At 50.2% G+C, this 15054-nt stretch carries 10 protein-coding genes; 9 read left to right on the top strand and 1 reads right to left on the bottom strand.

What is annotated here, in order from left to right:
* Nucleotides 1–86 precede the first annotated feature (86 nt).
* From scfA to QOX44_RS06880, 5 genes are all read left to right on the top strand, one after another.
* Nucleotides 87–227, top strand: a complete 141-nt coding sequence (gene scfA / locus QOX44_RS06900; RefSeq protein WP_283682275.1) for a six-cysteine ranthipeptide SCIFF — start codon at nucleotides 87–89, stop codon at nucleotides 225–227.
* Between the two features lie 163 nt (nucleotides 228–390).
* The gene (gene scfB / locus QOX44_RS06895; RefSeq protein ID WP_283682274.1) at nucleotides 391–1752 is read left to right on the top strand and encodes a thioether cross-link-forming SCIFF peptide maturase; all 1362 of its coding nucleotides are present in this window, start codon (nucleotides 391–393) and stop codon (nucleotides 1750–1752) included.
* A gap of 12 nt (nucleotides 1753–1764) precedes the next feature.
* Entirely contained in the window at nucleotides 1765–3906 is a 2142-nt protein-coding gene (gene secD / locus QOX44_RS06890) for a protein translocase subunit SecD (RefSeq protein WP_283682273.1), read from the top strand.
* A 126-nt stretch (nucleotides 3907–4032) separates the two neighbouring features.
* On the top strand, nucleotides 4033–5838 hold the full coding sequence (locus QOX44_RS06885; protein WP_283682272.1) for a single-stranded-DNA-specific exonuclease RecJ: 1806 nt from the start codon (nucleotides 4033–4035) through the stop codon (nucleotides 5836–5838).
* Between the two features lie 269 nt (nucleotides 5839–6107).
* Nucleotides 6108–7115: a uroporphyrinogen decarboxylase family protein gene (locus QOX44_RS06880; protein ID WP_283682271.1), complete on the top strand. Its 1008-nt coding sequence runs from the start codon at nucleotides 6108–6110 to the stop codon at nucleotides 7113–7115.
* Nucleotides 7116–7188: 73 nt separating this feature from the next.
* On the opposite strand, the gene QOX44_RS06875 is transcribed toward QOX44_RS06880, so the two are convergent.
* The gene (locus QOX44_RS06875; protein WP_283682270.1) at nucleotides 7189–8439 is read right to left on the bottom strand and encodes a PocR ligand-binding domain-containing protein; all 1251 of its coding nucleotides are present in this window, start codon (nucleotides 8437–8439) and stop codon (nucleotides 7189–7191) included.
* 200 nt (nucleotides 8440–8639) lie between these two features.
* Between QOX44_RS06875 and QOX44_RS06870 the strand changes: the two genes are divergently transcribed.
* From QOX44_RS06870 to QOX44_RS06855, 4 genes are all read left to right on the top strand, one after another.
* Nucleotides 8640–9293, top strand: a complete 654-nt coding sequence (locus tag QOX44_RS06870; RefSeq protein ID WP_283682269.1) for a corrinoid protein — start codon at nucleotides 8640–8642, stop codon at nucleotides 9291–9293.
* Nucleotides 9294–9378: 85 nt separating this feature from the next.
* The gene (locus QOX44_RS06865; protein ID WP_283682268.1) at nucleotides 9379–11607 is read left to right on the top strand and encodes an ASKHA domain-containing protein; all 2229 of its coding nucleotides are present in this window, start codon (nucleotides 9379–9381) and stop codon (nucleotides 11605–11607) included.
* A gap of 277 nt (nucleotides 11608–11884) precedes the next feature.
* Nucleotides 11885–12910, top strand: a complete 1026-nt coding sequence (locus QOX44_RS06860; protein ID WP_283682267.1) for a LacI family DNA-binding transcriptional regulator — start codon at nucleotides 11885–11887, stop codon at nucleotides 12908–12910.
* A complete protein-coding gene (locus QOX44_RS06855; RefSeq protein ID WP_283682266.1) occupies nucleotides 12907–14973 on the top strand; it encodes a glycoside hydrolase family 31 protein in 2067 nt (688 codons plus the stop codon). The genes QOX44_RS06860 and QOX44_RS06855 overlap by 4 nt, the downstream gene beginning before the upstream one ends.
* The last annotated feature ends 81 nt before the right edge of the window (nucleotides 14974–15054 follow it).

Here is a 15054-nt window from a genome sequence, read left to right as displayed (position 1 = left end):
ACAATAGCCCATAAGGTCGGGGCGTGTGCCTGCATGGGTGCGTGTCTGCTCCGCATTTATATTATGAAGATAAGGAGAGTGCCAAAATGAAGCATATTAAGACATTAAACACAAAGCCGTTACAGAACACACTGAAGAAGGGCGGATGCGGTGAGTGCCAGACATCCTGCCAGTCCGCATGCAAGACTTCCTGCACAGTAGGAAATCAGACCTGCGAAAACAAATAAAAAACATGGCAAAATGGGCAGCGGAGAGATGCTTCGCTGCCTTTCTGAATGATTTGCAACTGTTCTGATTACAGAAAGAAAAAGAAAAACACTCAGGAAGGGGTTCATGCAGCTGGTCTGTAATGCCCCGGTTTTTTTGTGAGTGAAAGGAAGGAGCTTTGGTGTGATCCATCAGTATAAAAATAATGGATACAACATCGTTTTGGATGTGAACAGCGGTTCTGTGCATGTCGTAGATGAGCTTGTATATGACGTGATCGCTCTGCTTGATGCAGGCGATACGGCGCAGACAGTGACAGAAAAGCTGGAAAAGAAGTACCCGGCAGAGGAGATTGCTGAGGCGCTTGAGGAATGTGAGGCTTTAAAGGAAGCCGGAGTGCTGTTTACAGAGGATATCTACGAGCACGCGATCACGGATTACAAGGCGCGCAAGACTGTGGTAAAGGCACTGTGCCTGCACATTGCGCACGACTGTAACCTTGCCTGCCGCTATTGCTTTGCGGAGGAAGGGGAGTATCACGGGAGACGTGCGCTGATGAGCTATGAGGTCGGCAAAAAGGCACTTGATTTTCTGATCGCAAATTCAGGGTCAAGACGGAATCTGGAGGTCGACTTTTTTGGCGGAGAGCCGCTGATGAACTGGCAGGTAGTCAAGGATCTCGTAAAGTACGGAAGAGAGCAGGAAAAGCTGCATGACAAGAACTTCCGTTTTACGCTGACAACAAACGGCGTACTGTTAAACGACGAGATCATGGAGTTCTGCAATAAAGAGATGGCGAATGTCGTACTCAGCATCGACGGCCGCAGGGAGGTACATGATTTTATGCGTCCGTTCCGGAAGGGCGCGGGCAGCTATGATCTGATCCTTCCCAAATTCAAAAAATTTGCCGACAGCAGAAATCAGCAGAAGTATTATGTGCGCGGTACATTTACACATCATAACCTCGATTTTTCGCAGGACGTTTTGCATCTGGCAGATGAAGGATTTGAACAGATATCAGTAGAACCGGTCGTTGCTCCTGAGACGGAGGAGTACGCGATCCAGAAGGAGGATATCCCGCAGATCCTTGCAGAGTATGATAAGCTTGCGGCAGAGATGGTAAAACGCGAGAAGGAAGGGCGCGGCTTTACGTTCTTCCATTATATGATAGATTTAAGCGGCGGTCCGTGCGTATACAAGCGCCTGTCAGGCTGCGGCTCCGGCACGGAGTATCTTGCCGTGACGCCATGGGGGGATCTGTATCCGTGCCATCAGTTCGTGGGCATTGATAAATACCTGATGGGCAATGTCGATGAAGGGATCACAAAGCCGGAGATCGTAGATGAGTTCAAGTGCTGCAACGTATATACAAAGGAAAAGTGCAGAAACTGTTTTGCAAAGTTCTACTGCAGCGGCGGCTGTGCGGCAAACTCCTACAATTTCCACGGAACGATCCAGGATGCGTACGACATTGGCTGCGAGCTGCAGCGTAAACGTGTGGAGTGTGCGATCATGATAAAAGCGGCGTTGGCCGACAATGAATAAAGGAGAGGTATCATGAACAAGAAAAGGGCAAAAATTGTTCTTGTCGGCATGGTAGCCTTACTGGCGCTGCTGGTCTATACGTCAGCAGTCGGTATCGGCAAGACAGGAACAGGAGCAGCGAAAAACATTATTCTCGGCCTTGATCTGTCTGGTGGTGTCAGCATCACATACCAGGCAAAGGGGGAAGAGACTCCGTCTGAGGAGGACATGAAGGATACGGTCTATAAGCTGCAGCAAAGAGTCACAGGCTACAGCACAGAGGCACAGGTCTATCAGGAGGGTTCCAACCGTATCAATATCGAGATCCCGGGCGTCAGCGATGCAAACGCGATCCTCGAGGAGCTTGGAAAACCAGGTTCTCTGGAGTTCCGTCTGACAGACGGCACCGTTGTCCTCACAGGAAATCAGGTGGCAAATGCAGAGGCAAGAGCACAGCAGGACAATATGGGAAACAGGGAGTACGTTGTACAGCTGGAGCTGACGAAGGAAGGCAAGGAAGCTTTTGCAAAGGCGACTGCGGAAAATATCGGAAAGCCGATCGAGATCGTCTATGATAACCAGGTGATCAGCGATCCGACCGTCAATGAGGCGATCCCGGATGGTACGGCGATCATCACCGGTATGGCTTCTGCAGAGGAGGCACAGAATCTGGCATCCTCCATCCGTATCGGTTCGCTGTCTCTGGAGCTCGAAGAGATCCGCTCTAATGTAGTCGGGGCACAGCTTGGCGAGGATGCGATCCGTACCAGCCTGATCGCAGGAGCGATCGGCATTGCGCTTGTGATCATCTTTATGATCCTGGTGTACGCGCTTCCGGGTGTCGTGGCAGGCTTTTCTCTGCTGATCTATGTAGGGCTGACACTTGTGAGCCTGAATGCGTTTGATCTGACACTGACGCTGCCGGGTATTGCCGGTATTATCCTGACGATCGGTATGGCAGTCGATGCGAACGTTATTATCTATGCGCGTATCCGCGAGGAGATCGCGGCAGGAAAATCCGTAAAAACTGCGATAAAGACCGGTTTCCAGAAAGCGCTGTCTGCGATCCTTGATGGAAATATTACAACGCTGATCGCGGCGTTTGTACTGAACCTGATGGGAACAGGAAGCGTGAAGGGCTTTGCTCAGACGCTGGCGCTTGGTATCGTACTTTCCATGATCACGGCTCTGGTGATCTCCAGACTGATCGTGACCGCTTTGTATGAGCTTGGCTTTAAGGATGCGAAGTATTACGGCAGGGCAAAAGAGACGAGAGTGATCAACTTTATCGGAAAGAAGAACCTCTTCTTTGCGATCTCTGTGGTGCTGATCCTTGTCGGTCCGGTAAGCATGGGGATCAATTCTGCTGCCGGAAAGGGAGCTTTGAACCTGAGCATGGACTTTAAGGGCGGTACCTCTACAAGCGTTATCTTTAATGAGGACCTGTCGATCGGTCAGCTTGATTCAGATGTAAAGCCGATCATCCGTAAGGTCACAGGAGATGCGGAGATCCAGACCCAGAAGGTAGCCGGCTCCAATGAGGTATTTATCAAGACGCGTGTGCTTACGCTGGATGAGCGCGAGGAGCTCTCAAAGGCACTGCAGGATGCATACCATATTGATAAAAAAGCTATTAACTTTGAGACGATCTCCTCTACCGTCAGCAATGAAATGCGGCAGGATGCGTTCACAGCAGTGATCATAGCAGCGCTGTGCATGCTCGTCTACATCTGGTTCCGTTTCAAGGATATCCGCTTTGCAGGAAGTGCGGTTATCGCACTTTTGCATGATGTACTCGTTGTATTTGCATGCTATGCACTGGTGCGTATCTCAATCGGCAATACCTTTATTGCGTGTATGCTGACGATCGTAGGATATTCCATCAATGCAACGATCGTTATCTTTGACCGTATCAGAGAGAATCTCAAGCTGATGAGCAAGGCTTCTCTGGCAGAGATCGTCAATACGAGCGTGACTCAGACGCTGACAAGAAGTGTCTACACCTCCCTGACCACATTTATCACGATTGCAGTGCTCTATGTCCTTGGCGTAGCTACGATCAAGGAATTTGCACTTCCGATGATCGTGGGTATTGTCGCAGGAGGATATTCTTCTGTATGCATCACAGGCGCGCTGTGGTATGTGATGAAAAGTCATGCAAAGAAAACCAGATAACAGATAACAGAGAAAGTGACTGTCCGGAGAATCTGCGTTCCGGAAGCCGGAAGGCTTCCCGGGCAGATGACCGGGCAGTTTTATATATGGCCAAAAAGAGGGTCATACAGGAAAACAGGAGAACATATGCTGAGAAAAAAACAGGAACAATGGTTTGTGGCTGCGAAGCGTGCTGATTTTGAAGGGATTGCCGGGAGGTTTGACATTGACCCTGTCATAGCCAGACTCATCCGTAATCGTGAGGTGACAGGAGATGAGGCGATCGGGGAGTATCTGCACGGCGGGCTGGAGGTCCTGCACGAGCCGGGACAGATGAAAGGCGTCCCGGAGGCTGCCGCGCTTCTGGAAGAAAAGATCCGGGCGGGAAAAAAGATACGGATCATTGGCGATTATGATATTGACGGCGTCAATGCCACGTACATTTTGTATCGGGGGATCTCTCAGTGTGCAGGAAATGTAGACTTTGAGATCCCGGATCGTATGAAGGACGGCTACGGGCTTAATATACATCTGATCGAGCTGGCGCTGGAGGAGGAGATTGATACAGTGGTCACGTGTGATAACGGGATCGCAGCGCCCGACGAAATCGCATATGCGAGGAAGCACGGGATGACAGTGATCGTTACCGATCACCATGAGCCTCGGTATGAAGCGTGCGCATCACAGCCGGAAGGGGCGCTGGAGGGAGAAACACAGCGGCGCTATCTCCTGCCGGATGCAGATGCGCTGGTCAATCCCAGGCAGCCGGGCTGTGCATACCCGTACAAAAAGCTGTGCGGCGCTGCGGTAGCGTGGAAGGTTATCTGCTGCCTGTATGAGCGGTGCGGGATTCCTTTCTCAAAGGCACAGGAGCTGCTGCCATTCGTTGCCTTTGCTACAGTCGGAGACGTGATGGATCTGGACGGGGAAAACCGGGTTCTGGTAAAGGAGGGGCTGAAGCGTTTTCCACTTACGGATAACTGCGGACTGCGCGCTCTGGTTGCCGCAAACGGGATCGATCTTCACAGTGTATCCTCGTATCATATTGGATTTGTGCTGGGACCATGTATCAATGCAAGCGGACGGCTCGATACTGCAAAGCGTTCCATGCGTCTGCTGCTTGCAGAAGATCCGCAGGAGGCAAAGCAGCTCGCGGAGGAATTAAAGGAGCTCAATGACGAGAGAAAGAATCTGACCCAGGAAGCCGTAGAGGAAGCGTGCCGCGCGATTGATGCAGGCGTCTATGATGGAGACCGCGTACTGGTGATCTATCTGCCCTCCTGCCATGAGAGTATCGCGGGAATTGTAGCAGGGAGACTGCGCGAGCGGTATGGAAAGCCGACCTTTGTTGTGACAGATGCCGCGGATGGCGCCAAAGGGTCCGGGCGCTCCATCGAAGCGTACTCGATGTTTGACGAGATGGTAAAGTGCGGCGATGTATTTACGAAATACGGCGGTCATCCGATGGCGGCAGGCTTTTCCCTGGAAAAAAGCCGCATTGATGAGATGCGCAGGCGGCTGAATGAAAACTGCACGCTGACACAGGAAGATATGGTAGAAAAGGTAGTGATCGATGTACCAATGCCCATTGACTATATCAACGAACCGCTCATCACACAGCTTTCCCTTCTGGAACCATTTGGAAAAGGAAATGAAAAGCCGCTGTTTGCGGAAGCGCATCTGTCTTTACAGGGAGCACGTATTCTTGGGAAAAATGCAAATGTCGTAAAGCTGCGTGTGATGAACCGGAAGGGGTGCGTCATGGATGCCATGTATTTTGGAGATCCGGAAGAACTGCGCGGATACTTGACGGAAAAATACGGGGAGAGCAAAGTACAGGAGCTTTTCTGGGGAAGAGGAGCCGGAATGGAGCTGGATATTGCGTACTATCCGTCTGTGAATGAATACATGGGCAGAAAGTCGCTTCAGATCGTGATAAAAAACTACAAATAAACAGGGACCGGCAGCTGTCTGATAAAAAACCTGAAATAATTACTATGATATATAATAGAATTACAAAAACAGGATCTGCTTTGCAGGAAAGCGGGAAAATACAGCGAAAACTTGAAGAAATCGTGATTTCTTTTGAATTTCCAGACCCTCTTTGTCACTTCTCCAAAAGCTATTGACGAATAGAAAATGGTAATTATAATAGGATTCATCAAGAAATTACCGGAAACTATCCGGCGGGCATGATAATGGAAGGTGGAGGTCGATAGATAATGAAAAGAAATATGAACGAATGGCTTGAAAGCTATATGAAAGAGGCAGTACGGAAACCGATGCCGATCCTCTCTTTTCCGGGAACACAGCTGATCGGAAAAAATGTGGAGGAGCTGGTCCGGGACGGACACAACCAGGCGCTTTGTATGGAAGCGATCGCAAAACGGTTTGATGCAGGCGTATCCTTCAGTCTGATGGATCTGTCTGTAGAAGCGGAGGCATTTGGGGCAGAGGTGATCTACAGTCCGGATGATATTCCGACGATGCATGGCGCGCTGATCCATGACGAGGATGAGGCAGAGGCGCTGCAGGTACCACAGGTCGGTGCAGGACGCACCGGGGAGTGTGTGAAGGGGATACGCGAAGCGTGTGAGAGGATCACAGACCGCCCGGTGCTCGCAGGTATCATCGGGCCGTATTCTCTGGCAGGCAGACTGCTTGACATGACGGAGATCATGATCCTGTGTTACGAGGAACCGGAGATGGTAGAGACAGTGCTGGAAAAGGCGACGGACTTTTTGATCGAATATGCAAAGGCATTTAAAGAGGCAGGCGCAAATGGTATCGCCATGGCAGAACCGGCGGCAGGACTTCTGTCTCCGTCTCTGATGGAAGAATTTTCAAATCCTTATGTAGAGAAGGTCCGTGCGGCAGTCGAAGACGAAAACTTCCTGTTCCTGTATCACAATTGTGGAATGGTAGAGCCGCTGATGGATCAGCTCGCAGCGCTCAATGTCCGCGCATACAGCTTTGGCAATGCGATCGACATCGAGAAGGCGCTCCAGGCGCTGCCGTCAGACCGCATGATCATCGGAAATATCGACCCGGCAGGAACGCTTCGGAACGGTACGCCGGAGATGATCGAAAAGGAGACGTACGAGCTTCTTGAGCGCTGCAGCAGGTATCCGAATTTTGTACTTGCGAGTGGCTGTGATATTCCGCCGCAGACAACGATGGAAAATCTCGGGGCATTCTTTGCCGCGTCAGAAAAATTTTATCAGAAATAAAGAAAATGAATAAAGAAAACGAGGCGCTGCAGGATGACTGACCGGAACGGGTCGCCTGCAGCGCCTCGCAGTTTTATCTGTACTGCTTTGGCGTCAGTCCGGTATATTTTTTGAAAACCTTTGAGAAATAGCTCTGATCTTCGAATCCCACGGCGATAGAGATGTCGATGATCGAATAATCTGTGTTGGCAAGCAGTCGCTTGCTCTCCTCGATACGGACGAGGTTGAGATATTCTTTGAAGGAAGAGCCGGTTGACTGCTTGAACAGGGTCGAAAAATACGACGGATTGAGGTGCACGTGGCTGGCCACCTCATCAAGCGTGAGCGTGTGCTGGAAATTCTTTGAAATATAGCGGATCGCTTTTTTGATCAGCTCGCTGCCCTTGCTTGGAATATAATTAAACATACATTCTGTGAATACATCTATGGTTTCCTGCAGGCGGTAGCAGAGATCGTCGAGCGTATCAGTATTCTGGATATCCATCAGGAACTGATTGTTTGCGCGAAGGATGCTGTCGCTTGTCGCCCCTCCCTCGATGGCTGCGCGGGAGAGCAGGGAGGAAAGCTCGATCGCACGTGATTTGACGATGTTTAAGTCAGTCCCTTCTGCAAAAAACACGTATCCGAGTAGATCATTTAAGAGCGCTTTCGCCTGCTCCGTATCCCCTGTTTTCAGCTTGGTGATCAGGGCCTTTTCCTTTTCATAGGGATAGGCTTTTTTGTTTATGTCGGAGGCGGCTTTGTAGGTCTGGATGGACTCGTTGATCACGGACTGCTGATGGAGCTTGCTCTGGTTTAAGATAAACTGGTTGCGGCTGTCTGTGACGAGTCCGGAGCACATAAAATACAAAAGTCTGCTGATGTAGGTGACCCTGGGCGGGTCAATGACGGGAAGCTTGCCGGCTTCTTCGTACATTTCCAGCAGGGATATGGCGGGGATCTGGTATTTGCGGGAAAGATCAGACAGCAGCAGAGAGTCCGGCTCATCCATCAAAAACGGGCCGGCAAGAATAGAGCCAAGCAGTGTATTGTGATTGGTGAGCGGGAACACAATGTGGTTCAGGTTGGAATGGCAGGCGAAGATATACGTCTCCCCCAGACTCATGGCCAGCTTGCTGGCATTGGAGTGTATCTTCTGGCAGGATTCCGACTTTGGCAGAAAGCCTTTGAAAATACGGCAGTAATGATAGGTGTCTCCAAAGCTGTCGAGAATGTTTCCGTTTTCATCGAGCACCTGTATCGGCAGATTGATACAGTGATAAAAGGTTTCGAGCATATCATGCAGATGCTGCTTCTGGATAACCGTGTATAAGATCGGCTGCATAAAAAAATCCCCCTAAAACGAAAAAAATTTCAAAATATATTTTTACAGTCTGTATTATACGGGAAAAAAGTAAAAAAATATACAGGTTTTCCAAAATAAATCAAAAAAAGTATAGGAAAAAAAACATATAATGACCATGTAAAAGAAAGTCACGGAAAGAGCGGAGAAGTACGTGAGAAAAACAGCAGGAGGTATTAAAAATGGCGGAAACAATTATTACAGAAATCTCTGAATTTTTACAGAAGGGACGCGCAAAGAATGTAAAGGCGCTTGTGCAGCAGGCGCTCGACGAAGGGATGGATCCGAAAGTGATCCTGAATGAGGGACTTCTTGATGGAATGATGATCGTTGGAGGGAAGTTCAAAAAGAATGAGATTTTCGTGCCGGAGGTACTCGTGGCAGCCAGAGCGATGTCAGCAGGTATTGCGATTCTTGAGCCGAAGCTGGTCGAGGTCGGAAACGAGCCGGTAGGCAAGGCCGTGATCGGAACGGTCAAAGGCGATCTGCACGATATCGGAAAGAACCTTGTTGTCATGATGCTGCGCGGGGCAGGATTTGAGATTCATGATATGGGAGTAGATGTAGCTCCGGAAGCATTTATCGAAAAAGCAGAAGAGGTAGGCGCTGATGTGATCTGTATGTCTGCTCTGCTGACAACAACAATGCCGAATATGGAGGATCTGATCACAGAGCTGAAGACGCGCGGTCTGCGCGATAAATATATCGTCATGGTAGGCGGCGCTCCGGTCAATGACACATTTGCACAGCAGATCGGTGCAGACTACTATACACCGGATGCAGCGAGCGCAGCAGAAAAAGCGAAAGAAGCAGTAATGGCAAAAAAAGCATCATAAGCACAGTAGATATGAACTGACCGATCGGCTCCGGGATATAGGATTATATACGGAGCCGATTTTATCATGATTCGGGAGGACGGAGATGGAACGGTTTTACGAACTGGAAGGACTGCAGCCCAAGGTCGGACTCGATGAGACGCTTAAAGGGATGGACTGCTACGAGGACAGCCCTGTCTATGAAGAGGTGGTCGATGAGTACCGGGAGATATATGAGTCGGTAATGGAAATGCTCTCGCCGGTCGGAGTGATGGGGTTTGGCGAGCTTCCGAAAGAGATAGCGACAGAAAAATACAAGGCAGGCACGCCGGTACTGTATGTGGTCACGAGCGTAGGAAAGGCCATAAGCGCAGCCAGCACGCAGGCGTTTGCATCAGGAGATTATGTGCGCGGGATGCTCTGCGATGCAATGGCAGATGCGGCTCTGTTTTCTCTGGAGCAAATCTGGCAGAAACAGCTGCGCAAGGTCTGCGCAGAGCATGAGACAGGGATCCTGCGAAGGCTGGAGGCGCCGCAGGATATTTCCATGGAATCTCAGAAGGTGGCGTGGGAATACCTGCATTTGCAGGAACGGTTCGGGATCGGGATCAGCAGCGGATATATGTATGATCCGGTAAAGACAACGTGCCAGATTTTTATTCTGACGCAGGATACAGGTATATTCAAAGCGCAGCATGACTGCCGCAACTGCCCGAATGTGACGTGCCGCCACAGAAATATCCCAAAGACAGAGCTTACGGTGACACGCAGCAATGTGACAGAGAAGATCTTGCTGGAAGAAGGAGAGTCGGCGCTGGATGCACTCGTGCGGAGCGGCTTTTTTATCAGCGCGCCGTGTGGAGGAAAAGGGCGGTGCGGGAAGTGCCGCATAAAGATCCTATCGGGGGATGCTCCGATTTCCGAAGGAGATAAAAAGTCGCTTGATAAAGCAGAGCTTGCAGCCGGATACCGTCTGGCATGCTGTCTTTTCCCAAAAGATGATCTGGAGATCCTTCTCGATCTGCCGGATGAATCAGAGTTTGATGTGGTCGGCGATATACTGGAAGAGCAAAAACAAGAGCCGCAAAAGCAAGTGATGCAGGGAGGCACGCAGACGGAGAGGGCATGGTATGACGTGGCAGTCGATATCGGGACAACGACAGTCGCAATGGAGCTTCTGGAGGGAGAGACAGGGCGTATCCTGCATACAGTGACCTTTATCAACGGACAGCGTGCGTACGGCGCCGATGTCATTTCGCGGATCCAGGCATTTGTAGAAGGAAAGAAGGAAGCGCTGAAAAACAGTATCCGCAAGGATCTGTTCTCCGGCTTTTGCAGACTGATGCAGGAGAGCGGAGTTTCTTCCGCTTCTGTGCGCAGGATCGCAGTGGGCGCCAATACGACAATGGTTCATCTGCTGATGGGATATGATTGCGATACGCTGGGCGTGTATCCGTTTACGCCGGTCAATATCGGTCTTATCAAGAGTACATTTGGCGAACTGTTTGGCAGTGATCTGTGTGATGCAGAAGTCACCGTGCTCCCTGGTATCTCGACATACGTTGGCGGAGACATTGTATCGGGACTCTACGCCTGCGGCTTCGACGAAACAGATGAGGTCAGTATGCTGATCGACCTCGGTACAAACGGGGAGATGGCAGTCGGACGGCGCGGGCAGATCTATACCGCATCGACCGCGGCAGGCCCCGCTTTTGAAGGCGGCAATATCGAGTGGGGGACGGGAAGTATCCCGGGCGCGATCTGCGCAGTGGAGATCGGCGCGGATCATACGGCCGCCGTGCGCACAATCCAGGACCGCGAGCCTGCAGGCATCTGCGGCACGGGGGTTGTGGAAACGGCGGCAGAGCTGGTGCGGTGCGGGCTCGTTGAACCGTCAGGACTGCTTGACGAGGAATACTTTGAGGAAGGCTTTCCTCTGGCCACAACAAAGAGCGGAGAAAATATCGTTTTCACCCAGAAGGACATACGGGAGATCCAGCTTGCAAAGGCAGCAGTGCGCGCCGGGATCGAGACGCTTCTCCTTCGTTACGGAGTAGAGAAGGAACAGGTCGCACACGTCTGCGTGGCGGGCGGCTTCGGCTTCCGGCTGGATGTGGAAAAGGCGTTCGCGATCGGTATGCTCCCGGAGGAATTCCGCGGAAAGATCCGGACAGTAGGAAACAGCAGTCTCTCAGGCGCTGCCAGATATCTGATGGACAGCCGGGGAGATGACAGGCTGGATGCGCTGGTCGGGATGAGTACCGAGATCAGTCTGTCGGCAGATCCGGATTTTCAGGAGTTTTATATGGAATACATGATGTTTGGAGAAGAATAATTATCCGTGCATGCGCCGTTCATTCTAAGCTGCTGTATTTTTGGCATATTGCTAAAAAACAGCAGTTTTATTTTGTTGAAATATAATGAAAATAAAGCAGTATAAAACTTGTGGATTGACAGGAAGAACCGGCGGTAATATAATTTAGTTAACCGGTTAACCAGGGTTTAAAACAAGTAATGATTTACCAGTAGAAAGAACAGGAAGAAGCAATAAAAGGCAGGAAACAAAGTAAAAAACCAAAGAACAAGAAGGGCAGAAGCAGAGGAATCTCATTATGAAGCAAAGACCAACGATCCGGGATGTGGCGGCGGTGGCAGGTGTGTCTGTTGCGACCGTATCATACGTACTAAATGGAAAGAAAAAAGTCTCAGAGCAGACGAAAGCGGTTGTACTCGATGTGATCAAGCAGCTTGAGTATGTGCCGGATTTAAATGCGCGCGGGCTGTCCGTGAAAGACACAAAGCTGATCGGTGTTGTTGTTCCGCAGACAGAGCCGGGCAGTACGCTGATGTTCCGCAACAATTTCTACAGTGAGATTCTTGGCAGCATCGAGTATCACGCGAGGCAGCACGGGTATCACGTACTGATCTCCGCAACGGATGTGACGGCGGATTATCTGGATCTGATCCGTGAACGCAATCTTGACGGTGTCATTATTATCGGCACATACCAGAATGAGTTTTTTGAGCAGCTTGGTCAGCTCGATGTGCCGGTCGTGATGGTCGACAGCTATTGCAGGTATGACGGATTTCATCAGGTGCGTATCGACGACCAGTACAGTTCCTATATGGCGACAAAGCATGTGCTGGAAGCCGGGCATCGGAAGGTAGGGCTTGTAGCAGGCCTGCTTCATGAGGATGGCGTTATGCAGAAGCGGTTTAAAGGGTATCAGCAGGCGTTGGAGGAATTCGCAGTTCCGTACAGGGCAGAATACGTCTTTGAGGGAAACGTGGATTATGACAGCGGCGCAGACATCGCTTACCGGATCGCGAAGTCGCACACGGAGCTGACGGCACTTGTAGCGACGGCGGATATATTTGCGATCGGGCTGATGAAAGGTTTTTATGAGTCCGGCGTGCGTGTACCTGAGGACATCTCGATCATGGGATTTGACGACCTCGATATTTCCGCATATCTGACGCCGGGACTGACAACAGTCCGACAGGAGATTTCGCTCAAAGGCGAGCATGCCGTAGAGCTGCTTGTACAGAATATGGCGGATCCCAGGATGAAGAAGGTCGAAGAAATACTTCCGGTAAAGATTGTGGAGAGAGACAGTGTGCGAAGAATACGCGTGTGATCGATGAGAAGAAAGGCAGGAAGGGAAAGATATTCCGTCTGCAGAAACAAAGAAAGAGAGGTGTATCGGATTATTTTATGAAACAATGGGTGATACCGTGCGGCGAAGGGACGCTGGAGGCAGTTCTTCCAAGCGGAGCGCAGGTCCTGCTGCATAGAAGGAGAAACGAAGGAGAGGATTGCCTTCGGATTGAAGTACCGTATGCCGGAGCGTACGGTATGGGAGAGAAGTTTAATGGACTGAACCAAAAGGGAAATACGGTCGTTAATCAGGTGATCGAGCATTTCTGCCATCAGGGAGATTACACGTATCTGACGGCTCCGTTCTTTGTAACAGATACGGGACTTGGTATTTATATTGACACCGACAAGAAAACAGTGTTTTCTTTCAATGAGACGATCGTGTGCGAGCTTCCTTCGGATGCAGATGTGTATGTGTTTGCCGGAGCGGTCGATGAGGTGATTTCAGCATACATGAAGCTTCTGGGAGAGGCAAAGCTGCCGCCGAAGTATGCGTTTGGCGTGTGGATCTCTGCGAATCACTGGAATTCGCAGCAGGATGTGGAGAATCAGATAAAGTATCTGGAAAAGTATCAGTTTCCGGCAAGTGTGATGGTGCTGGAAGCATGGAGCGATGAAGCGACATTTTACATCTGGAACGGAGCTTCTTATGAGCCAAAGACGGATGGAGGTATATTTACGGCGGATGATTTTGATTATTCCAAAAGCAGTTATTGGAGCGATCCGGCTGAAATGATCCGCAGTCTTCATGACAGAGGGATCCGTCTTGTCCTGTGGCAGATCCCGGTATACAAAGGTCAGTCAGAGGAGGAAGAGAAAAACACGCAGCTTATTTTTGACAAAGAGGATGCCGTCAGAAAAGACCTCTGCGTGAAAAACAGCGACGGAACTCCGTATCAGATTCCGGCAGGAAACTGGTTTGAGACATCGCTCATACCGGATTTTTCCAATCAGGATACGTGCGACGCATGGTTTGCAAAGCGTCAGTATCTTCTTGATATGGGGGTAGACGGGTTCAAGACAGACGGAGGAGAGTTTATTTACCGCCCTGATGTCCTATTAAAGAATGGAATGGACGGAACGGAAGCGAAAAACGCGTATGCAAGGCTGTATACAGAAGCGTATACAAAGTTTTTGGGAAGGGATCACGTCCTGTTTTCAAGAGCCGGCTCGCGGGGCGCACACCGTATGCCGATCCACTGGGGCGGCGATCAGCAGTCTGAGAACAGTGAATTAAGAGATGTATTTCAGGCAGGTCTGTCTGCGGCAATGACGGGTATCCCGTTTTGGAGCTTTGATATAGCAGGATTTGCAGGACCTCTTCCAACGTCGGACCTGTATCGGAGAGCGACGCAGCTTGCGTGCTTTGTACCGGCTTTGCAGTGGCATTCAGAACCGGACGGAGGGCAGTTCAAAGAGATTATGCCCGGTGCAGACGGGAATAATGAACGGAGTCCGTGGAACATTGCGAAGGCGTGGGATGAACCGGAATTGCTGGATGAGATTCGCTTCTGGCATAATCTCCATATGGATCTTGTCCCGTACATCTACAGCAGCGCAATGGACTGCTGTGAAGCGTATCGACCGATGATGCGGCCGCTTGTATATACCTGGTCTTGTCACAGGCAGTCTGTTGAGTGGGAGGATGAGTATATGTTCGGAGAAAGTCTTCTTGTCGCGCCGCTCTTTGAGGAGAATCAGACGGGCAGACAGCTCTGGCTTCCGCCGGGAACGTGGTACGGCTTCTTTTCTCACAGAAAATACAATGGGGATGAAGTTATTCTTTCTAAGGAACGTTTTCCGGTTTATTTAAGAGGCGGTCACGCAGTGGCTATGAAGGAACACGTGCAGGGAGATGACATAAGGACAGAAAGCCTGTCATCCGACGGATTTGAACGGCTACATTTTATACTGGCAGGAGAGAGCGGAAAATACCGTTTCCGGGACGAGGAATCAGAGATTCTTCTAAACTGGGAGCAGGGGAGAGTTCATGCAGATATAAAAGGCGCAAAGCGTAAGATTTCATGGGAAATCCTGAAATAAAAGATGGAAGCCTTGAACAGACTGCGGGAAGTGTAAAAAATGGATAATATTTATTTAACAAAGAAAAATATGTGTGTACTC

This window comes from Parablautia sp. Marseille-Q6255, assembly GCF_951230155.1.
Lineage (GTDB): Bacteria > Bacillota > Clostridia > Lachnospirales > Lachnospiraceae > Choladousia.
Note: the sequence above shows the minus strand (reverse complement) of the source record. Positions and strands in the feature narration are given on the sequence as shown.

Bases quoted from the DNA above. Each gene is read 5' to 3' on its own strand.
- scfA (WP_283682275.1), top strand. From the start codon at position 87: ATGAAGCATATTAAGACATTAAACACAAAGCCGTTACAGAACACACTG.
- secD (WP_283682273.1), top strand. From the start codon at position 1,765: ATGAACAAGAAAAGGGCAAAAATTGTTCTTGTCGGCATGGTAGCCTTA.
- QOX44_RS06885 (WP_283682272.1), top strand. From the start codon at position 4,033: ATGCTGAGAAAAAAACAGGAACAATGGTTTGTGGCTGCGAAGCGTGCT.
- QOX44_RS06880 (WP_283682271.1), top strand. From the start codon at position 6,108: ATGAAAAGAAATATGAACGAATGGCTTGAAAGCTATATGAAAGAGGCA.
- QOX44_RS06875 (WP_283682270.1), bottom strand. From the start codon at position 8,439: ATGCAGCCGATCTTATACACGGTTATCCAGAAGCAGCATCTGCATGAT.
- QOX44_RS06870 (WP_283682269.1), top strand. From the start codon at position 8,640: ATGGCGGAAACAATTATTACAGAAATCTCTGAATTTTTACAGAAGGGA.
- QOX44_RS06865 (WP_283682268.1), top strand. From the start codon at position 9,379: ATGGAACGGTTTTACGAACTGGAAGGACTGCAGCCCAAGGTCGGACTC.
- QOX44_RS06860 (WP_283682267.1), top strand. From the start codon at position 11,885: ATGAAGCAAAGACCAACGATCCGGGATGTGGCGGCGGTGGCAGGTGTG.